This window comes from Apilactobacillus kunkeei, assembly GCF_001308195.1.
Taxonomy (GTDB): domain Bacteria; phylum Bacillota; class Bacilli; order Lactobacillales; family Lactobacillaceae; genus Apilactobacillus; species Apilactobacillus kunkeei_C.
Map to the genome: position 1 here is coordinate 1 of NZ_JXDF01000029.1, position 21,366 is coordinate 21,366.

Genomic DNA, 21,366 nt, shown 5'->3' on the forward strand with positions numbered 1-21,366 from the left:
AAACTGGGAGGAATGTCACCGGTTGAATACCGGAACAATTCCTCCCAGAAAATTGCATAACCATCCTCCAATTTTAGGGGTTCAGGTCAAGTGCTTTTTTATTTATGTACTTGTTTTAATCATCGATCAAATCAAGCACCTTTACATTATTAGTATTAGGCTAATGCTGCACCGAATAGAATTGATACAACGAACAAGATGAAGATAATACCAATAAATGAAATGATAGTACCTGCAATTGCAAGACCCTTAGGTTGCTTGAATAAACCAATAATTGAGAAGATGGCACCTAATAACCATACTACGAAGTCAACGAATGGAATCCATGAAGTAACCAATAAAGCGATTAATGATAGAACGAAACCGGCTGTACCGATACCATTAGTCTTAGCTTGATTGATGTAAATTGATTGGTTACCACCATTTGGTTGACCGTTTTGTTGTTGAAAATCTGGTTGTTGGTTGTTTGAACCGTTATCCATTATGAAAATCCCCCTAAATATAAACGAAAATAATTACATCTAATCATTTTATAATTATTTCTTAACTTAATAATAACTAAAAATAGACAATGGGTCAATTTTCGCTTATACCAAATTCAGTTTTTATTTATTCTACATATAACCATGGTTAAAGTTTCTAAGCTTCTTAAGAGTCAACATGGCGATAACAGCCACTAGATACATTAGTGACATGAATACCATGATTTGAATCAATGAGAACTTAGCCATTAATAATCCCATCAATACTGGTGAGAAACCACCAACTGATTTACCAATTGCCATGATCATGTTGTTGGCAGTGGTTCTAATGTTGGTAGGATATAGGCGACTGATGATGGCACCAAAGCCACCGTAGAAACCAGCAGCGAAGAATCCGGCTAATGCGCTAAATACTAGTAGCATCATTGCACTGTGGGCAATCGCAATTCCATAGATTGCAACCGCAGCTGATAGCATAAAGAATGCAAATGCGACTCTAGGGCCAATCTTGTCCATGATGTAACCGAAACTAATCATTCCCAAACTGATACCCACGATTGTGGCAATCATCCATAGTGATGACTTTGAAATTGAGACATGAAGTTGCTTTTGCATGATAGTTGGTAACCAGATCATTAGACCATAGTAACCGGCATTTTCAACAATCACCATGATGGTAATGACAATGGTTTGCCATGCCAATTGTGGGGTCTTAAATAGTTCGGAGAATGAGACATGTGGAAGCTTATTGTTCTTCTTTACTTCCGCTTCGTAAACTGGACTTTCCTTTAGGTGACGACGAATGAAGTAAGCCAAAGCAACTGGAATTAGACCGAATAGGAATAGTGTGTTCCATCCAAACATTGGAAGCACAATGGAAGCGATAATTGCTGCCATGATTCCACCCATTTGACCACCGGCGGCTGAAAATGAAATAATCTTTCCGACCTTAAATCCTTGGAAGTGTTCAGAAATAAGAGATACCCCTGCCCCGAATTCACCACCGGAACCGACTCCGGCTAAAAATCTTAGTAGGTAGATTTCATAAATGTTATGAGCAAAGAATAGTAATCCTGTCGCAATCGCGAACAAGAAAATGGTATGTGAGAAGATTTTGACACGACCAAATCGATCAGCCAAAATTCCGAATAACAATCCACCAAATAGTTTTCCTAAATTGGTAATTGTTGAAGTAAGCCCTGCAGCTGCGGGACTAATATGTAAACTCAAAATCATTGATGATAGCGCAAATGATAAGAACATGCTATCCATATTTTCTAGTGCAAACCCAACCGTTGTGGAGGCAAGCGTCTTTTTTTGATCAAAACTGAAGTGCTTTGACTCGTTAATGACATCCATCTATAAGTTCCTCTTTTCGTCTAATCACGAACATTAATTTGATTTATTTTTATAATATACGTATATTATGCTACTTTGTCGTAAAGATGGCAACATTTTTCTGTTTTTAATCTAAATTCACGATAAAAATAAATATTTCACCGCAATAATGTTCGGAAAAATAAAAAAGCCGGCAGTCTCCTACCAACTTTTTATTTTGCGTATTCTTTATTAAATTTACCGATATTTCTGATTGATAGCATTACTAATACAGCCACGATGTACATTGAAGATAACATCATCATGATTTCAAATAGTGAGTACTTAACCATCAAGAATCCCATCACAAATGGTGATAGTCCACCGATTAACTGACCACATGCCATAATAGTGTTGTTAGCGGTACTTCTGATTCTAGTTGGGTATAGGCGACTGATCACGGCACCGAATCCACCGTAGAATCCAGAAGCGAAGAAACCAGCAAATGCACTAGATAGCAACAATGTGATTGGGCTGTGAGCAATCGCGATTCCATAAATTGAAACCGCAGCGACAATCATGTATAGACCAAACGCTAGACGAGGTCCTAACCAGTCTAAAATGTAACCAAATGTGGCCATTCCAACACAGATACCGATGATGGTAACCACCATCCATAGTGATGATTTAGAAATGGATGTGTGTAATTGTTTTTGCATAATGGTTGGCAACCAACTCATGATACCGTAGTATCCGGCCTTTTCGACGATGATCATGACCATCAAACCAAATGTTTGCCACGCAATAGCAGGAGTCTTAAATAGTTCTAATACGGACACCTTAGGTGCTTGATTGTCGTGTTTAGCCTTTTCTTCTTCAAAGGCTGGACTTTCCTTTAAGTGACGACGAATAAAGAATGCCAATAGTACTGGAATTAGTCCAAATAAGAACAATGTGTTCCAACCGTATAGTGGTAAAACAATTGCGGCAATAACAGCGGCGACGATGGCTCCCAATTGACCACCGGTAGCTGCCCAAGAAACAAGTTTTCCAATCTTGTGACCCCTGAAGTTTTCAGCAATCAAGGCCACCCCGGCACCGAATTCACCACCGGCACCAATTCCGGCGATGAAACGAAGTTCATAAATTTCATAAATGTTATGTACAAAGAATAATAATCCAGTCGCAATCGCGAACAAGAAGATGGTGTATGAGAAAACCTTAACACGGCCAAACTTATCAGCTAAAATCCCGAATAATAAAGCTCCAACAAACTTCCCAATGTTTGTAATTGATGAGGTTAATCCGGCTGCTGCGGGGCTAATATGTAAAGTTAAAATCATTGAAGATAACGCAAACGATAAAAACATGCTATCCATGTTCTCCAAAGCAAACCCGGTGGATGTAGATGCTAACGTCCTTTTTTGGTTAGTACTAAATCCCTTTGACTCTTTGACAATATCCATTTTATTCATCCTTTCAAAATACGAACTATATTATCTATATTTAATATATTATACGTATATTACCACTATTTACGATTAAAACAACCCTTTTTTACATAAAAAGGTGAATAAAAAAGGATGATTAAATAATTAATCATCCTTTTTGTTTTGTAAATTATCTTCGATATTTTTCTCACGTTGGGAAGCTTCGATACGAATTAGCATTTCCATTTGTAGTTGGTTCAATTGGCTTTGGTGTTTGTTATACTTGGTTTGTAAATCAACCTTGGCGTGCAATAGCTTCAATTCTTCTTCAGAACGTAGGTTAACGTGGTAGTCATTTCGACGGTCTAAATCGTCTTTTTCACCAGCACGGTTTTGACTCATCATGATGATGGGTGCTTGAATGGCGGAAATACACGAAAGTGCCAAGTTCAAAAGAATGAATGGGTATGGATCAAAATGCCATCCGAATAGTTGCATGACGTTAATGAACATCCAGCCAACTAAAAAGACAACAAATGAGATAACAAATCCCCATGATCCACCGACCTTAGCAACCTTGTCAGCTAAGCGTTTACCAAATGTGTAGTTTTCTTGTAGGGCCTTATCGGCATCGATTACTTTAAAATCTTCGTTGTTAATTTTTTGGGTTAAACGACGGTCAATCTTGTTAAAAGCCGCCTCGTCTTTTCGCATCGCTTTTTTAATATCAGCATATTGTTGTGCGTAATTTTCCATTGTTTCAACTCCCTAAAATATGTATAACCAAAAGTCTATACTTTATTAACCTAATATACAAAGATAAAAACTTGCAGCAAAAAAGCTATGGCATCAACCATAGCTTTTTTGTTTTATCTAAACGCCTTATCACCGATGTCGGTTCGATAAGCGTAGTCGTTTGAATCAACGTTATCCTTAATTGCTTGATTAACTTTTTCTTGAGCAGCCTTTAAATCTTTGTCTGAGGAAATTACCATCAAGATACGTCCGCCAGAGCTGACTAATTTTTCGTCTTGTTCTTCGACTCCCGCGTAGGCCAATGAAAGTTTCTCATCGCTAAATTGAGGAAGTGTAAGCCCGTTTTTATGGTTACCAGGATAGCCCTTAGCAGCTAAGACGTTGCCAAGGAAGTATCGGTCGGTTTGCCAATCAACGGTTTGTTCTTGATGGTTCATTAGTTTGACAATCACATCCCCCAAATCACCTTGCAACTGTGGCAAGATAACTTGAGTTTCCGGATCACCCATTCGAACGTTGAATTCGATGACTTTGACACCGTCTTTAGTCAGGATTAATCCAGCGTATAGAAAACCTTGGAACAAAATGCCTCGCTTGTGCATTTCAGCCAACACGGGTCTAATCACCTTCACTAACCCCTCGTTTAAGACGTCGTCACCGAATTGAGGAAGTGGACTGTAAGCGCCCATCCCACCGGTATTGGGCCCCTTATCACCGTCATAGATACGTTTGTGATCTTGTGCTAATGGCATGGTTATGACATCCAATCCGTTTACCATCACAATCATCGAGAATTCTTGACCATCTAAGTATTCTTCAATCAGAATTTCCTGGGTGGCATCATTATCAAAGATTTTAGCCAAAGTTTCCTTAGCTTCATCTAAATCTTTAATTATGAAAACCCCTTTTCCGGCAGCCAAACCGTTTAGTTTCACAACGATTGGGAAATCGTGTTCTTCCATGTACGAAAGAGCGTCATCATGATTACTAAAGGTCGCATAAGCAGCGGTTGGAACATCTGCTGATTGCATGACCTCTTTAGCAAACTCTTTGGAGCTTTCTAATTGAGCAGCTTCTTTATTAGGTCCAAAGACTTTCAAGCCAGCATCAGTAAAACGGTCAACAATGCCGTCACTAAGTGGTTTTTCGGGACCAACCACTGTCCAATCAATCTGATTATCCAAGGCAAATTCGATTAGACCATCGAAATCCAATTCTTCGATATCAACAGTTTGAACCCTGTCGATGACGTTCATCATTGGATTACCGGGTGCTACAAAAACTTCTCGATTGTCGTTTTTAGCTAAACTTTGTGCCATCGCATATTCGCGACCGCCTGAACCAATCAATAACCATTTTTCCATCTTCTTCATAACCTCACTCTAGTGTTTGAAATGACGGTTGCCACTAAATACAAGGGCAATGCCTAATTCATCTGCTTTATCAATTGAATCTTGATCACGGATACTTCCACCAGGTTCAACAATTGCTGTAATACCGTGTTTAGCAGCGAATTCCACACAGTCATCCATTGGGAAGTAAGCATCTGAACCTAATACTGCGTTTGCGTAATCTGACTTAGTTTCAGCCTTCTTGATAGCAATCTTAGTTGAGTCAATACGGTTTGGTTGACCAGAACCAACACCTAAAGTTTGATGGTCGGTGGTAACTACGATTGCATTACTTTTAACGTGCTTAACAGCGTTTTGAGCAAATGATAAAGCCTTCATTTGCTTTTCAGTTGGTTGTTTCTTTGAGACAACTTTGTATTCCGTTGGTTCTTCATGAAGTAAGTCACGTTCTTGAACTAACATTCCACCTAGCACACTTACTAAATCTTTCTTGTCAGGGTTAATTTTATCGAAATCAACAGTTAATAGACGGATGTTTTTCTTCTTAGCTAGTACGTCGTAAGCTTCGTCAGTAAATGATGGAGCAATTACGATTTCCAAGAAGATGGCATGCATCTTTTCGGCAGTGGCTAAATCAACTTCACGGTTTAGAGCAATGATTCCACCAAAGATTGAAGTTGAATCTGATTCGTAAGCTAGGTTCCACGCGGTTAATAGGTCGTCGGCAGTACCGATACCACATGGATTCATGTGCTTTAATGCCACAACAGTAGCTTGATCTGGAAATTCTGCGACAATACGAAGTGCGGCGTCTACATCCCTAACGTTGTTGTATGATAGCTTCTTACCATGTAATTGTTTTGCATTAGCTAGCGAATATTTTTCAGGAATTGGTTCCTTGTAGTATGCCGCTTTTTGGTGACTGTTTTCACCGTAACGCATTGCTTCTACCTTTTCATATGTGAAAGTTAGCTTTTCTGGGAATTCTTCTTTGGTTAGGTAGTTGGCGATTAATGCATCGTAAGCAGCAGTATGTCTAAATACCTTCGCTGCCAAACCGCTTCTGTATTCAGCATCAATTTCATCGGAGTCGTATCTTGCAATGTAGTCGTCATAGTCAGATACATCAGTAATTACGATCACGTCTTGGCTGTTCTTAGCAGCGGCTCTTAGCATTGAAGGACCACCGATATCAATATTTTCAATTGCATCGGCATATGTAACGTCTGGTTTTTCAATTGTTTCTTTAAATGGATACAAATTGACACAGACCAAATCGATTAATCCAATATTTTGTTCCTTTAGTTGTTGCATGTGTTCTTGATTGTCGCGACGAGCAAGAATACCAGCATGAATACGAGGATGTAATGTCTTCACACGACCATCTAGCATTTCTGAAAAATTAGTAATTTCTTCAACAGCAATCGCGTCAACACCATTATCCAATAATGTCTTCAATGTTCCCCCAGTTGAGACAATATCGTAATCACGTTGTTCTAGTTGCTTGGCAAATTCAACAATTCCATTCTTATCTGAGACACTTAACAATGCTAACTTTTTCAATTTAAATAACTCCCTTTTTAATTAATTGTAAAATCGTGCGTGGGTACAACTGATGTTCAACATCATGAATTCGATTTTCCAAATCTGCTAACGAATCACCTTCTTTTCTAAAAACTTCTTCTTGAGCAATAATCTGACCGGAGTCAATCCCCGAATCCACAAAATGAATCGTGACTCCCGTCTTATTAACTCCAGCATTATATGCATCTAGAATTCCTTGTTTTCCTGGAAAACTCGGTAGCAATGCTGGATGGATATTAATAATCTTGTTAGGAAAAGCATTTAGCAATGTATCACCTACAATACGCATATACCCGGCGAGTATAATAACTTTTACACCTTGTTCCTTTAATGCCTCTAAGATACGTCCCTCACGAATAGATCTTTTTTCACCCTTATGAAGCTCTTCTATCAAGACGTCAATACCTTTTCTTTTCGCTCTTTGCACTACATAAGCATCATGATGATCGCATACTAATAACCTAATATCGATTGGTAGCCCTGCTTCAGCAATGGCATCGAAGTTAGTTCCATTTCCGGAAGCAAAAATGGCAACCGGAAGCTTAGTCGATTTCAACTGCTTGTTGCTCACGTTTTACCACCTCACCAATCTCAAAATATTCTAGGCCGTTGTCTGTAAGGTAGTTGGTCACTGCTTGAACATACTCTTCAGGAGCAACTAATACCATGCCAATTCCCTGGTTAAATACCAAATCCATATCACTTTGATCAAGGTTTCCCCAATCTTGTAGGCACTTGAAGATATTTGGCACTGACCAAGATGAACGGTCAATTTTAGCAGTCAAATCATTCGGAATTACTCGAGATAAATTATCAGCAATTCCTCCACCGGTGATATTGGCAATTGCATGAATCGCACCAGACTCAACGATTCCCTTAACATAGTGGTAGTACAAACGCGTTGGGGTTAGTAATTCATCAATTAATGGTTGTGATAGTCCTTGGTATGTGGCGTTTAAATCAAGATTGGCATCCTTGATAATCTTTCGAACTAATGAGTACCCATTAGAGTGAATTCCAGATGACTTCAAACCGATTAACTTGTCACCCTCCTTAACGTTTTGTGCCCCTAGTAAACGTTTCTTGTCAGCAATTCCAACCGCAAAACCACTTAAGTCGTAGTCGTCTTGCTTGTAGATGCCAGGCATTTCGGCCATTTCACCACCAATTAATGAAAGACCAGCTTGCTTACATCCCATCACAACACCTGAAACGATTTCTTTTACTTCTTCTGGAAGCAACTTACCGATTCCGATGTAATCTAAGAAAAATAATGGTTTCGCACCTTGTGCCAAGATGTCATTGGCACACATTGCAACCAAGTCGATTCCGATTGTGGTATGACGTTTAGCCTGAATGGCCAACATCAATTTAGTTCCGACACCATCGGTTCCAGAAATTAGAACCGGATCATCGTATTTTGCAAAATGTGATTGAAGTGAATACATTGCGCCGAATCCACCTAGACCATCAATTACGCTTTGATCATAAGTAGAAGCGACCATATTTTTAATGGAATCTACTGCCTTTTCGCCACTCTCAACATCGACACCGGCTTCTTTATATTGGTTAGCCATTCACTTCATCCTCCTCATATAGATGTAGTCTTTTTGCTTCTGCATCATATGTTTCTTGGTAGTCATACAAAGGTGTTGGATACTTGCCGTCAAAGTAGGCTGTACACAAACCATGGTATTGATTGTCGCAATCAAGATCGATTGCATTGACTAGCCCCTCAACACTTAGATACTTTAAAGAATCAGCCCCGATGATGTTTTTAATTTCTTCAACACTGTGATTGGCACCGATTAATTCGCTCGGCTTTTGAATATCGATTCCGTAAAAACATGGGTACTTCAAATCAGGTGAAGCAATTCGAACGTGGACTGATTTCGCTCCAGCATCCTTTAACATTTTGACGATAAAACGACTGGTGGTTCCACGGACGATTGAATCGTCTACTAAGATGACGTCCTTGTCCTTGATGACTGATTTAACAACGGAAAGTTTCATTGAAACCCCGCGTTCACGTCGTTCTTGAGTTGGCTCTATAAATGTTCTGGCAACGTATTGATTCTTAATCAATCCCATTTCGTATGGAATGCCACTTTCAATTGCATATCCCATCGCCGCAGAAAGCGATGAGTTTGGCACCCCAATCACAACATCAGCCTTGGTTGGATTTTCGCGAGCCACCAACGCTCCCATACGTTTTCTAGCCTCATGAACCGAAACACCATGAATTACAGAATCAGGACGAGCGAAGTAAACATATTCCATTGAACAAATAGTTAGTTCAGTATCTTCGGTAAAGTGGTCAATCTTGATTCCAGAGTCATCAACAATAATGACCTCTCCCGGTTGAACATCTCTTACATATTCGGCTTGAACTTGATCTAATGCACATGTTTCACTACAGATAACCACAGCGCCGTCTTTTCTTCTTCCGACAACCAAAGGACGTAATCCATTGGGGTCACATACTGCATACATTGCGTCTGGACTAAGTAATACATAGGCAAAACCACCGTGCATTTGATTGGCAGCTTCCTTGATACGACCTAAGAAAGTTTCTTGATTACTAACTTCAATCAAGTCACCGAAAATCTCACTATCAGAATCAGATTGGAAGATAGTTCCAGTTTTTCTAAGCATTTCTTTTAGAGTGTCAGCATTAGTTAAGTTTCCATTATGTGATAGTGCAAAATGAGTTTCGGTGTTTTCAAACATAAATGGTTGAACATTGTTAATGGTATGGCTTCCAGCAGTTGCGTAACGAATGTGGCCTAGTGCTGCATTTCCATGTAATCGATCAAATGAATGTGGGTCATCAAAAATAGCTCCAAGTAAACCTTGTCCGCGATATCGGTTTAGTCGTTTATTAGCGTCAATGGCAAGAATTCCAGCACCTTCTTGACCACGATGCTGCAAAGCGTGGAGACCACTGTAAGCGACTTTGGCAGCCGGACCTTCAACACCCCAGACTCCAAAAACACCACATTCATCGTTTAAGCTTTTGACTTCATTTGGCATGATAAACTTTCCTTCCAGATGTTTTTTAATGTAGTCACATCATCAACATATTGACCATCTTGTAGTCGTAGATTGATTTGTTGACTATCGTCAGTTACTCCAATCAAATGGGCTTTTTTACCAGCTAGTTTTTCAAAGGCTTCTCGGTCTTCTTGGCTGACTGATACCACATATCTTGATTGAGTTTCTGAAAATAATTGTGCTTTAGTAATATCGATTTCACCATTTAAACCAAGATTGTTTTCAAATAATGATTCCAGTAGCGATACGATAATGCCACCTTCGCTCACATCGTGAGCAGATTCAATTAGGTGGTTATGAATTAAATCAAGAATTAAACGTTGGTTGCTAAATTCTTCTTCCAGGTCAAAATGAATTTTTCCTGAAATTTGGCCTTCTAGATGTTTTTGAATTTCTGAACCTGCAAAATCATCATTTGTGTCTCCAATAACGTAGACTAATTCCCCAGTTTCCGAAAAGTCAGATTTAGTGATGTATTGATTATCTTCAATTAAACCAACCATCCCAATCATTGGAGTTGGGTAAATCGCCTTGTTATCAGTTTCGTTATATAGAGAAACGTTCCCAGCAATTACTGGTGTATCGAATTTTTCACAAGCCTTAGAGATTCCTTCAACTGATTGATCCATTTCAAAGTAACTTTCTGAATCGTCAGGGTTTCCAAAGTTCAAGCAGTCAGTGATACCGATTGGCACAGCACCGCTAGCGACAATATTTCTAGCAGCTTCTGATACAGCAATTTGACCACCTAGCTTTGGATTAAGGTAAATGTAACGACCGTTGGCATCAGTAGTCATTGCGAGTGATTTATTAGTTCCGCGAACACGAATCACTCCTGAGTCACTACCAGGTTGAACGACAGTGTTGGCTTGAACACGACAATCATATTGACGGTAAACTGACTCTTTAGAAGCGATTGTGGGTTGCCCAATAATTGTCTTTACCATGTCGTTAACATCGCTGATAACGGGTGTTTTAGCTTCGTCGACGTTCTTCAAACGGTCAGGTTCAACAACATCATGTTGGTATTCAGGAACATCGTTAACCAAACTTGAAGTTGGAATGTCACAAACAACTTCACCATTATGAATCAATCTGTATTGTTTATCATCATTAACATGACCAATGACAACAGCGTCTAGGTGATGTTTTTCAAAGATTTCAAGAATTTCATCTTCATGGCCCGCTTTGACACAAAGCAACATTCTCTCTTGTGATTCGGATAGCATAATTTCATATGGTGTCATCCCAATTTCTCTTTGCGGAACTAAGTCTAAATCAAGATCAACTCCACTATTAGCTTTGTCAGCCATTTCAGCTGAAGAAGATACTAGACCAGCTGCACCCATGTCTTGAATTCCGACTAGGATGTCCTTGTGGTTATGAGTCACTTCCAGACATGCATCAACAAGTAATTTTTCCATAAATGGATCACCAACTTGAACCGCAGAACGATCAGATTCTTCTTCAGTACTGAATTGACTTGAAGCAAACGTTGCACCGTTAATTCCATCACGTCCAGTCTTAGCACCGACGTAGATGATGGAGTTTCCAGCACCTGAAGCTCTTCCTGCCTCGATGTCCTCTTGGTCCATCAATCCGACACACATAACATTTACCAAAGGGTTACCGTCATAACATGGGTCGAAACTAATTTCACCACCGACCGTTGGAACCCCGATACAGTTACCGTAACCAGCGATTCCGGCAACGACCTTGTCTAATAGGAAACGATTCTTGTCATTAGTTAGTTCACCAAAACGAAGGCTATCAAGTGAAGCCACTGGTTTGGCTCCCATTGAGAAGATGTCTCTGATGATTCCACCGACACCGGTAGCTGCACCTTCGTATGGTTCAACATAGCTTGGATGGTTATGACTTTCGGCTTTAAATACCACCGCTTGGCCATCACCAATATCTAAAACTCCAGCACCTTCCCCTGGTCCTTGTAGAACACGAGAACCATCTGACCAGAATTTTCTTAAGACAGGCTTAGAATTCTTGTATGAGCAGTGTTCGCTCCACATTCCTGAGTACAAACCAGTTTCGGTGTAGTTAGGCAAGCGGTGCAAAATGTCATTTGAAATTAAGTTATATTCAAAATCAGTTAAACCCCAGTCTTGGTAAATCTTTTGATCTTTAATATCTTGGGGTGTAATTGTCTTTGGATTTTCCATCTTGTTAGCTCCTAACGTGATTTAATAATGACTTGAACAACTTCAAGCCGTCAGTTCCACCTAAAATACTCTCAACGGCACGTTCTGGATGTGGCATCATCCCTAAAACATTACCTTGTTCGTTCACAACACCAGCGATGTTATCGCAACTACCGTTCGGATTGTCTTCATAAGTGAAAACGATTTGATCGTTAGCTTTTAATTGAGCTAAAGTTTCGTCATCACAGTAATAATTACCTTCACCATGGGCGATTGGAATATCAATCACTTCTGATTCTTCGTATTGGTCGGTAAACATTGTGTCGTTATTTTGAACACGAAGCTTGGACCAATCAGAGATAAATTCCATGCTAGTGTTGTGTTGAAGCGAACCTGGTAGTAAGCTTGCTTCAGTTAAAATTTGAAATCCATTGCAGACACCCAATACCGGTTTACCTTCAGCGGCCATTCCCTTAACAGATTCCATGACTGGTGCAAAACGAGCTACGGCACCACTTCTTAGATAATCACCATAGGAGAAACCACCTGGGATTAAGACACCATCATATCCATCTAGATTAGTAGCGTCTGAAGTAACTAAATCGACGTCTTCATTTAGTGAATCGCGGACTGCATAGTACATATCCATGTCACAGTTAGAGCCGGGAAAACTAATTACTGCAAATTTCATTTCGCCACTTCCTTTAAATCAAATTCAAATGATTCCATATTGTGGTTTACTAATAAGTCCTTAGCAATATCATTAACAACCTTCGATGCTTCATCTTCGCTATCAGCTTGGATGTTAACCTCAAAGTACTTTCCTTGTTTAACTGAGTCGACCTTGTCGTAACCCAAACGTTGTAAGGCGTTCAATACCGCTTCACCTTGTGGATCTAAAATTGATGCTTTGTGATGAACATAAATTTGTGCTAAGTACATATTTCTTCCTCCCTAAATGGCTGCTCGTAAACGATGTAGAATTTCTAGGTACCCTGGCATCATATCGCCAGCTTCTTTTCTAAAGACATCTTTATCTAGTGATTCGTTTGTGTCTTTATCAAGTAAACGACATGAATCAGGTGATATTTCATCAGCTAAAATAATTTCACCATTTTCGTTAATCCCAAACTCTAGTTTGAAATCAACTAAAGTAACGTTCATCTTGTCGAATAATCCTTTTAGGATTTGGTTAACTTTTAGACCATTAGCTTCTAGTTGAGTTAACTTATCAGCTTCGATTAAATCTAAACCAATTGCATCAGACTTCGTAACGATTGGATCGTGCAAATCATTGTCTTTATAAAAAAATTCGACAACTGGTTCTTTCAATGTTTGAAGATAATCAGTGCCGAATCTTTTTTGGAAATGTCCGGCAGCAAAGTTTCTAATCACAACTTCCAGCGGAATCATTTCAACTTTTTTATTTAATTGATCTGTTTCGTTCACACGTTCAATAAAGTGAGTATCAACGCCATTTTCGTTTAAGTATGTGAAAATCATACTTGAAATTTCGTTGTTAACTGCGCCCTTGTTTTCGATTAATTCATTACGCAAACCATCCCCTGCAGTGGTGTGGTCAGTATAGTGCACACGCAATACACTTGAATCATCGGTGGTATAAAGTTCTTTAGTCTTACCTGATGCAACTAATGTAGTCATTTTAATTCTCCTCATCTAAATAATTTAACGTCTTGCAATAATTGATCGATTGATGAACCAGTCACGGTGATGTGACCCATCTTTCTTTGATGTTTAATTTCAGCCTTACCATAATCATGAAAGTTCCAATTAGGATGGTTAACTAACTCGTTTCGACCGAGTGTTAAATTGTCACCCAATAGGTTCACCATAACGGCGTTATCATTTAACTTGATATCTGGTAAAGATAGATTACAAATACTTAAAATATGTGCTTTAAATTGAGAAACATTGCAGGCCTCAATAGTGTAATGACCTGAATTATGTGGTCGTGGTGCCAGCTCGTTAACAAGAAGTCTACCATCTTCCATTAAGAAGAATTCGATTCCTAAAACACCGACTAGCTTCATTTCTGAAGCAATGTTTTCGGCAATCTGTTCAGCATTTTTATGAACCTTTCCATTAGTTCTTGCTGGTACGATACTAGTGTGTAAGATATGGTCTTGATGAATATTTTCGCTAAGTGGGAAGACAATCACCTTGCCGGAAACATCTCGGTCTACCATTATGGAAACTTCCTGTACAAAAGGTTGCTTTCTTTCGTAGATCCACTCAATGCCGTCCAAGTGTTTAATGACTTCCTTTAAATCAGATTCACTATTAATGTCGAATTGACCGTGTCCATCGTAACCACCCTCTGCGGTTTTTAAAATCGCAGGAGTAGATATTTTTTGGTACGCTTTCAACAGATCGTCGGCGTTATTTACTGGCATGTAGTCAGTAACAGGTGCTCCAATGCTTTGTAAAAAGCCCTTTTCCTTGTTTCGGTTGCTAGTGATTTCTAGTTCACTAACTGGCTGTGGGATATATGTAGTATCCGAAACCTTTTTAATCGCTTCTTGATCGACGTTTTCAAACTCATAAGTTAAAACATCTGATTTATCAGCTAACTGCTTAATGGCTGTTTCATCATCATAGTCAGCGATAATTTGAAAATCTGCAACTTGTGCTGCTGGAGCGTCAGGTGTTGGATCTAAGACTCCAACCTTATAACCCATTTCTTTGGCAACCAGTGCCATCATCTGGCCAAGCTGACCACCACCCAAAATTCCGATAGTAGCTGGTGGCAAAATTGGTTTAGTGTAATTGTTCATTACTATCAATTGCCTCCCTTGTTTGTCTTTCACGGAAATCATCTAGACTTTGCGCGATTTTGTCATTGCTAATTGCTAAAATCTGAGCCGCTAACAATGCAGCATTCTTAGCACCAGCGTCGCCAATTGTGACGGTCGCAACTGGTACTCCTGAAGGCATTTGAACGATTGATAGCAATGAATCAACTCCATTTAAGGTGCTGGTCTTAACCGGAATCCCTATTACCGGTAAAATCGTATTTGCCGCTAACATTCCTGGCAAATGTGCTGCGCCACCCGCCGCAGCAATAATCACCTTATATTGTTCGTATTTTGCTGAACTGCCAAAAGCCTGTAATTCATTTGGCATCCGATGAGCTGAGATTATTTTAGTGTTATAACTAATTCCCAGGCTATCCAAAGTATCAATTGTTCCTTGTATTTTAGGCAAGTCAGAGATTGAACCCATTACAACTGCTACATCCATTTTTTAAAGTCTCCCCTCTAAATGGTTAAATTCATCATAACAAGTCAATTAACATTCGTCAACTAAAAAGCGAACGATATTTAAAAATAATATATTATAGTTCGTGAAAAATAGAATTTCGGCACAAAAAAGACCAACTTAGAAAGTCGGTCTTTTTTCACTATTTAAATTCAGGAAATGTCTTGTAAATCATTTTGTACATACGATATTGATCGTAGGCGTTAAATCTGTCGTTCAATGACACGATAATCACACGGTTCTTGTTTGGTAATTGACTAGTACTTACCAGACAGTTACCTGCCAATGGAGTGTATCCAGTCTTTAGACCATCCACGTGTAACGCTGCATCATATCTTAACCCACCAGCCAATAATTCATTGGCGTTCTTTAATGTTTGACCATTTTGGTGGTAACGATAGATTTTGGCATCATTGACGATTGCTGGATATAACTTCAATAAGTGGGAAGCAATCACAGCTAACGCTTTAGCAGATACCCTGTTGTAGTCATAGTGTGAACCATAGCGAATGTAGTATGGATATAAGTCGGCGTTTTCCAAACCAGATGAAGAAACGAAACGTGCTTGAGAAGCAATGCCCCATGCCTTCACTTGGCTGTTCATCTTCTTGATGAACTTGTTGTTAGTTCCAGATACCCATTGACCAAGCGCGATGGTTGCACTGTTAGATGATGCAATCAACGAAGCTTTGTATAGGTTTCTTACGGTGTATTTCTTGTTAGCCTTTAATACGTAACTACCTAGAGAATGATGTCTACTCATTCTTGCTAAACTAGGTGAGATTTTAACCTTTTGGTTCCATCCATTTTTGGTAGTTTGCGCCTTTTGAATCGCTAAGTATAATGTCATAATCTTAGCAGTCGAAGCAACGGCACGTTTGGATGTGGCATTTTTTTGGTAATAAACCTGGTTAGTATCCATGTTCATGACATAAGTAGCACTACTTGTCTTGTTGTACTTATCCATGGATTTGGTGTAATTACTGTTGGCATCGGCACTTGCACTCACAGTAACAAATGATGATCCAAGCATAAAGATAGCTAGAAAAGCTACCATCATGTTTTTGATTTTGCTCATTTAAATTTTATCCCCCTTAACGAAATCGATAGCTATATATTACAACGTTTTGGCGGGATTTTAGTTTACAAATTATTACATTTATATTATGAATATTAAAAAAGAGGCCTAATGATTAGGTCTCTTTTCTTTATTGTTATTTAATTGCTGATCTAACAGCGTCTTTTTCTGATTCAACCAATTCAACGGTACTTGTGATTGCTCTAGTATCCATCTTGATTTCACGGGTTAAACCTGGAGTGTCTAGTTTTGGTTCAAAAAATGCTTTGAATTCATCTAGACGAGTTCTGGTATGGAAGATGTTTGCGATAACTGTGATAAATGTGGCGAATTCCATGTCACCACCAACAGTATCTTCTAGCCATTGCCATTCGTTTCTGATCCAGTCCCATGCGAATTGTTGACCGGCTGGGTTTCTCAATACACCTGAGAACCAAGCACGTAAGTCTTGAGGTTTTACAACGCTACTGTCTTCAAAGTTAGCAACTAACTTACCTAGTAACTTAGCATCCTTTGTTAGAGTTACCGCAGCACAGATGTCTTGCTTGTAACTTGGGTCAGTTGATTGTTTGTATTCTTCAACCAATGAATCGAATTCTTCAGCGTTTGAGTAGTTCTTCATTTCATTAGCTAAGATGTATACACGGGTATCAGCAGGTAATGATAACAAGTTTGATTGGTGATCTTGGAAGATTGCGTGAGCAGCTTCGGCGAAGTCCTTGTTGTCATCGTATAGTGCAGCACCTAAGATGTATGGACGAGTCAACTTATCGTTGTTGCTTTCGCCATCGACACTTACTAGACCTAAGCGTTCTAGTTGCTTGTCACTTAGTTGTCTGAATAGGTTCTTCAAGTTATCTTCGTCTTCAGTTCCTGGTTCCACGAACTTCTTCAAGTTGTTGGCTAGTGTGTAAACGGAGTCGTTAATCACATTAGATTCACTATCAGCAAATTGTTTTAATACCGGAACAACGTCAGCGTATGACACTTGTTTTGCTTCAGCTAGTAAACGAAGGTCTTGTAGTAGTTGCATCTTATCAATTGGAGATAGGTTATCTGCATCGTTTAAGATGTCTTCTTGTAATGTGTCATCGTATTTAACGATAAAGTGTGAGTTGTTACCAACATTTACTCTAAATGGTTTGCCATTTAGTTTGCGTAATTCTTGGTAGTCACCTAAATCAACAGTTTCTTCACTAAAGATGTCAGGCGCTTGGTCATAGTTTGCGTTTAAAGGAATTTGCCAACGACGGCCTTCATCCTTACCTTCACCTGTGAAAAATTGCTTTTGAGCTAACTTCAAGCGGTTGTCTTCAACGTATGCGTTCACAACTGGGTAACCAGGTTGTTCTAGCCATGATTCCATAATCTTGCCTAAATCCATACCGGCAGCCTTACCAAGTGCATCCCATAAGTCAGCACCAGCGGCGTTACCGTACTTATGAGCAGCAAAGTAGTTCTTTAGTCCTTCACGTAGTGCGTCGTCACCGATTAAGGCGCGAACCATTACTAACATTCTGGCACCCTTGGCGTAAACGATAGCTCCATCAAATAAAGCATCGATTTCAGCTGGGTGATGAACTTCAACGTGAACTGATTGAACACCATCAACGGCATCACGTTTTAGTGCTGCTGGAACATCAGTAGTTTGGAATACTTCCCAAATGTTCCATGAAGGTTCGATTGCATCGATTGCAACGTATTCCATCATGTTGGCAAAACTTTCGTTCAACCATAGGTCATCCCACCATCTCATGGTTACTAAGTCACCGAACCATTGGTGAGCTAATTCGTGGGCAATAACTGTTGCAACACGTTGTTTTACTTCAAATGAAGTATTGTCAGGATCTAGTAATAGGTATGCTTCACGATAAGTTACTAGTCCCCAGTTTTCCATCGCACCTGCTGAGAAGTCAGGTAGCGCTAATTGCCATGAGTGTGGAAGTGGGTATGGAGTTTGGTAGAAGTCTTCGAAAAATTCGATTGAGCGCTTAGCAATATCTAGGGCAAAATCTAGTTCTTTGGCGTCGTGGGCTTTAGTACCGAAGACACCGACTTTTACACCACTCTTGGTTTCAGTCATCTTACTTTGCATATCACCAAAGGCAAATGCAACTAAGTAAGTAGACATTTTAACAGTTTCGTCGAAATAATGAACACCATTTTCAACTTTTACTTCTGGCATGTTTGCTAAAGCAGTTTCACCAGGTTGTTCGTCAAACTTAAGTGCTAGTTTAAATTTAGCTTTTGCTTCTGGTTCATCAATACATGGGAATGCTTGTCTAGCAAAGTTGGTTTCAAATTGAGTTCCTACTAATTGTTTTTGTTCACCATTAACTTGGTAATAAGATGGATAAATTCCCATCATAGTATCAGTTAACTTGGCGGAGTATTCAATATTTACAGCCACTTCACCGGTCTTACCTAAAGATACGTTAATTACTTCGTTGTCATTATCAACGTTAAATTCAACGGGGGTTCCATCTACTGAAACGCTTGTAACATCAAAGTCTTTTTCGTGAATACCGATTTCTGGTTCACTTGCATTACCGTAAATTGTGGTCTTTCCACTAAATTTCTTTTCACTACGGCTAACATCTAAATAGATGTCGTAGTGGTCAGGTTGAAATCGATTAAATAATCTAACTAATTCAGCCATTAAAAACGCCTCTCTTTTATCATCATTTTCTCATTATTTTTTAATTGTACGCTACCTATATATAAAATGCTACAAATATATTGTAGTAGCTAAAACGTTTTTATGCACATGCTAACATTTTTATAGTTTTCTTTATAAAAGATTTAATTACTTTAACAAAACTTAACTTTATAATCGTAGATATTTTTGAATTTGTAGTCTATTATTTTTATTATTAAATTAATAATAAAAGGGGAATATTTATATGAAAAAAACATCTATTAAAACTGCAATACTTTTCTCCACCTTAGTATTTGGAACAGTTCAAGCAAATGCTTTAGTGCATCAAAATGAAACATTCTCTGTTGTGGCTCACGCTGAGAGCGACACATCTACAACAAATATTAACCAAATTAAAGATTCAACTATTAAAAACATCCTGCTTACATCTGTTAATAGCCAAGAACACAAAGGATACCAAAACGCTTCAGAAATAACTAATGATGACTTACAAAATCTAACTAGCATTAACTATATGGGAAACGGATCCGATAAGATCCTTTCATTAGACAATTTCAATATAAAAAGTCTACCCAATATTAAATCAATCAACATTCAAAACGTTGATATGAGTAGTATTAAAGACTTAAGTCCTTTTGCTAAATGGGATAAACTATCAAGTATTTCATTAACGTATGATAAAATTTCTAGTGCTCAATTACGTACACTAGGGGAATGGTCTGCTAACGATTTAACTGATTTGTATTTATCCAACAACAATATTTCCGATATTTCATTTTTAAAGAACATTTCAATTCCAAACATAAAAACAATTAATGTTGGTTATAACAACATCAAAGATATTTCTCCAATCGCAGGAATTAATTGGCCTAAACTTGAAAACTTAAACGCTGAATGGAACAACATTTCTGACATTTCAGTGATTTCCACAGCAAACTGGCCAAACTTACAGTCTCTAGATGCTGACAACAACAACATCAGCGATATTAACGCGTTTGCTGATACTAATTGGACTAATTTACAAACAATTTCAGCTTCTGGAAACAAGATTCAAAATGTGAATGCATTGGGTGGTAAATCCTCCAAATTCAAGAATCTTGATGTTTTCCGAGTAGATAACAATGCCATTAACGACATCTCGTGGATGAGCGGATATAAATTCAATTATCAGTCAACCGCAAATAATCAAAATGTTACTGATACTCAAGTAATCACAAAACCTGAAAATGGACAAAGTGTTTTAATCCCAGTGACAATTAAAGATGTCACATTAGGAAATGGTGTTGACTGGACATACGTTGCAAGTGACGATAATGCTGGAACTAATTTAGAAGCATCAAATATTTCTGACCCTAATGCCACTATTATTGGAAATGACGGACAACCATTTAAACTAGTACAATCAAGTGAAACTGTTTCAAACAGTTATTCCAACGGTATTAAGGGAATCAACCTAAAATATGATGGTTCAAACACTTCCACAGTTTCATTTAACTTTGCTTCTAACTTTGGTATTAATCAAAACACATATTTCACCGGCCTATACACTTTAAAAGTCAACTGGGCAACTGCTAATACCCAAAGCAAAAACGTTAAAGTGACAGTAAACTATGTTGATCAAAATGGAAATCCTATTAGCCAACCGGAAACTAAGACTGTAAGCTTTACTGAAACTGGTAAAAAAGTCGACGCTACTGGAGAACAAATTTGGAACAACGACTGGAAAGCCACAGGAGACACGAATTACTCATTTAGCAGCCCATCAGTTGGTGGATATAAACTTGCTAATGAATCACAACAAACTATCAACGGAAATGTAAATAGTGATTCTGGTGATATCAACGAAACTGTTGTATACAAAGCTATCCAAAGTGACTCGAACTCTGACTCTAATTCACACTCTTCCGCTTCAAGTAGTTCTAGTGCTCAATCTTCCGCTTCCAGATCTGAAAGCCAAATCTCTAGCGCTCAATCTTCTGCTTCCAGCTCTGTAGCTGAAAGTTCTAGTGCTCAATCTTCTGCTTCTAGCTCTGAAAACAAAAACTCCAGCGCTCAATCTTCTGCTTCCAGCTCTGAAAGCCAAAGCTCCAGCGCTCAATCTTCTGCTTCCAGCTCTGAAAGCCAAAGCTCCAGCGCTCAATCTTCTGCTTCTAGCTCTGAAAACAAAAACTCCAGCGCTCAATCTTCTGCTTCTAGCTCTGAAAACAAAAACTCCAGCG

General features: G+C 38.8%; 18 protein-coding genes. 1 reads left to right on the forward strand and 17 read right to left on the reverse strand.

The window, feature by feature from the left end; all coding sequences use genetic code 11:
- Positions 1-155 precede the first annotated feature (155 nt).
- From RZ78_RS06625 to RZ78_RS06705, 17 genes are all read right to left on the reverse strand, one after another.
- Positions 156-482, reverse strand: a complete 327-nt coding sequence (locus tag RZ78_RS06625) for a hypothetical protein (protein WP_054608518.1) — start codon at positions 480-482, stop codon at positions 156-158.
- A 132-nt stretch (positions 483-614) separates the two neighbouring features.
- Positions 615-1,841 (reverse strand): MFS transporter, encoded by a 1,227-nt coding sequence (locus RZ78_RS06630; RefSeq protein ID WP_053793046.1) that lies wholly within the window; start codon positions 1,839-1,841, stop codon positions 615-617.
- A gap of 191 nt (positions 1,842-2,032) precedes the next feature.
- The gene (locus tag RZ78_RS06635; RefSeq protein WP_054608519.1) at positions 2,033-3,265 is read right to left on the reverse strand and encodes an MFS transporter; all 1,233 of its coding nucleotides are present in this window, start codon (positions 3,263-3,265) and stop codon (positions 2,033-2,035) included.
- A gap of 129 nt (positions 3,266-3,394) precedes the next feature.
- Positions 3,395-3,985: a DUF1003 domain-containing protein gene (locus RZ78_RS06640; protein WP_054608520.1), complete on the reverse strand. Its 591-nt coding sequence runs from the start codon at positions 3,983-3,985 to the stop codon at positions 3,395-3,397.
- Between the two features lie 113 nt (positions 3,986-4,098).
- Entirely contained in the window at positions 4,099-5,358 is a 1,260-nt protein-coding gene (gene purD / locus RZ78_RS06645; protein WP_054608521.1) for a phosphoribosylamine--glycine ligase, read from the reverse strand.
- A gap of 9 nt (positions 5,359-5,367) precedes the next feature.
- A complete protein-coding gene (gene purH, locus RZ78_RS06650) occupies positions 5,368-6,900 on the reverse strand; it encodes a bifunctional phosphoribosylaminoimidazolecarboxamide formyltransferase/IMP cyclohydrolase (protein ID WP_054608522.1) in 1,533 nt (510 codons plus the stop codon).
- 1 nt (position 6,901) lies between these two features.
- A complete protein-coding gene (purN, locus tag RZ78_RS06655; protein WP_237756991.1) occupies positions 6,902-7,492 on the reverse strand; it encodes a phosphoribosylglycinamide formyltransferase in 591 nt (196 codons plus the stop codon).
- Entirely contained in the window at positions 7,464-8,498 is a 1,035-nt protein-coding gene (purM, locus tag RZ78_RS06660; RefSeq protein ID WP_054608523.1) for a phosphoribosylformylglycinamidine cyclo-ligase, read from the reverse strand. Before purM ends, purN begins: the two co-directional genes overlap by 29 nt.
- A complete protein-coding gene (purF, locus tag RZ78_RS06665) occupies positions 8,491-9,954 on the reverse strand; it encodes an amidophosphoribosyltransferase (protein WP_054608524.1) in 1,464 nt (487 codons plus the stop codon). Before purF ends, purM begins: the two co-directional genes overlap by 8 nt.
- Entirely contained in the window at positions 9,930-12,152 is a 2,223-nt protein-coding gene (purL, locus tag RZ78_RS06670; protein ID WP_054608525.1) for a phosphoribosylformylglycinamidine synthase subunit PurL, read from the reverse strand. The genes purF and purL overlap by 25 nt, the downstream gene beginning before the upstream one ends.
- A 4-nt stretch (positions 12,153-12,156) precedes the next feature.
- A complete protein-coding gene (gene purQ / locus RZ78_RS06675; protein WP_054608526.1) occupies positions 12,157-12,822 on the reverse strand; it encodes a phosphoribosylformylglycinamidine synthase subunit PurQ in 666 nt (221 codons plus the stop codon).
- Positions 12,819-13,073 (reverse strand): phosphoribosylformylglycinamidine synthase subunit PurS, encoded by a 255-nt coding sequence (purS, locus tag RZ78_RS06680; RefSeq protein WP_041153150.1) that lies wholly within the window; start codon positions 13,071-13,073, stop codon positions 12,819-12,821. Before purS ends, purQ begins: the two co-directional genes overlap by 4 nt.
- Before the next feature lie 12 nt (positions 13,074-13,085).
- Positions 13,086-13,793 (reverse strand): phosphoribosylaminoimidazolesuccinocarboxamide synthase, encoded by a 708-nt coding sequence (gene purC, locus RZ78_RS06685; RefSeq protein WP_225426073.1) that lies wholly within the window; start codon positions 13,791-13,793, stop codon positions 13,086-13,088.
- A gap of 11 nt (positions 13,794-13,804) precedes the next feature.
- Entirely contained in the window at positions 13,805-14,926 is a 1,122-nt protein-coding gene (gene purK, locus RZ78_RS06690) for a 5-(carboxyamino)imidazole ribonucleotide synthase (RefSeq protein ID WP_054450769.1), read from the reverse strand.
- On the reverse strand, positions 14,910-15,392 hold the full coding sequence (gene purE / locus RZ78_RS06695; RefSeq protein WP_054608528.1) for a 5-(carboxyamino)imidazole ribonucleotide mutase: 483 nt from the start codon (positions 15,390-15,392) through the stop codon (positions 14,910-14,912). The genes purK and purE overlap by 17 nt, the downstream gene beginning before the upstream one ends.
- A gap of 160 nt (positions 15,393-15,552) precedes the next feature.
- Complete coding sequence (locus tag RZ78_RS06700; RefSeq protein ID WP_054608529.1) at positions 15,553-16,488, reverse strand: D-alanyl-D-alanine carboxypeptidase family protein; 936 nt, start codon at positions 16,486-16,488, stop codon at positions 15,553-15,555.
- A 136-nt stretch (positions 16,489-16,624) separates the two neighbouring features.
- On the reverse strand, positions 16,625-19,147 hold the full coding sequence (locus tag RZ78_RS06705; protein ID WP_054608530.1) for a M1 family metallopeptidase: 2,523 nt from the start codon (positions 19,145-19,147) through the stop codon (positions 16,625-16,627).
- A 244-nt stretch (positions 19,148-19,391) separates the two neighbouring features.
- Between RZ78_RS06705 and RZ78_RS06710 the strand changes: the two genes are divergently transcribed.
- Positions 19,392-21,366: leucine-rich repeat domain-containing protein (locus RZ78_RS06710; protein ID WP_081006943.1), on the forward strand; the 1,975-nt coding region annotated here is incomplete at its 3' end.

Bases quoted from the DNA above. Each gene is read 5' to 3' on its own strand.
- RZ78_RS06625 (WP_054608518.1), bottom strand. From the start codon at position 482: ATGGATAACGGTTCAAACAACCAACAACCAGATTTTCAACAACAAAAC.
- RZ78_RS06630 (WP_053793046.1), bottom strand. From the start codon at position 1,841: ATGGATGTCATTAACGAGTCAAAGCACTTCAGTTTTGATCAAAAAAAG.
- RZ78_RS06635 (WP_054608519.1), bottom strand. From the start codon at position 3,265: ATGGATATTGTCAAAGAGTCAAAGGGATTTAGTACTAACCAAAAAAGG.
- RZ78_RS06640 (WP_054608520.1), bottom strand. From the start codon at position 3,985: ATGGAAAATTACGCACAACAATATGCTGATATTAAAAAAGCGATGCGA.
- purD (WP_054608521.1), bottom strand. From the start codon at position 5,358: ATGAAGAAGATGGAAAAATGGTTATTGATTGGTTCAGGCGGTCGCGAA.
- purM (WP_054608523.1), bottom strand. From the start codon at position 8,498: ATGGCTAACCAATATAAAGAAGCCGGTGTCGATGTTGAGAGTGGCGAA.
- purF (WP_054608524.1), bottom strand. From the start codon at position 9,954: ATGCCAAATGAAGTCAAAAGCTTAAACGATGAATGTGGTGTTTTTGGA.
- purL (WP_054608525.1), bottom strand. From the start codon at position 12,152: ATGGAAAATCCAAAGACAATTACACCCCAAGATATTAAAGATCAAAAG.
- purQ (WP_054608526.1), bottom strand. From the start codon at position 12,822: ATGAAATTTGCAGTAATTAGTTTTCCCGGCTCTAACTGTGACATGGAT.
- purS (WP_041153150.1), bottom strand. From the start codon at position 13,073: ATGTACTTAGCACAAATTTATGTTCATCACAAAGCATCAATTTTAGAT.
- purC (WP_225426073.1), bottom strand. From the start codon at position 13,793: ATGACTACATTAGTTGCATCAGGTAAGACTAAAGAACTTTATACCACC.
- purK (WP_054450769.1), bottom strand. From the start codon at position 14,926: ATGAACAATTACACTAAACCAATTTTGCCACCAGCTACTATCGGAATT.
- purE (WP_054608528.1), bottom strand. From the start codon at position 15,392: ATGGATGTAGCAGTTGTAATGGGTTCAATCTCTGACTTGCCTAAAATA.
- RZ78_RS06700 (WP_054608529.1), bottom strand. From the start codon at position 16,488: ATGAGCAAAATCAAAAACATGATGGTAGCTTTTCTAGCTATCTTTATG.
- RZ78_RS06705 (WP_054608530.1), bottom strand. From the start codon at position 19,147: ATGGCTGAATTAGTTAGATTATTTAATCGATTTCAACCTGACCACTAC.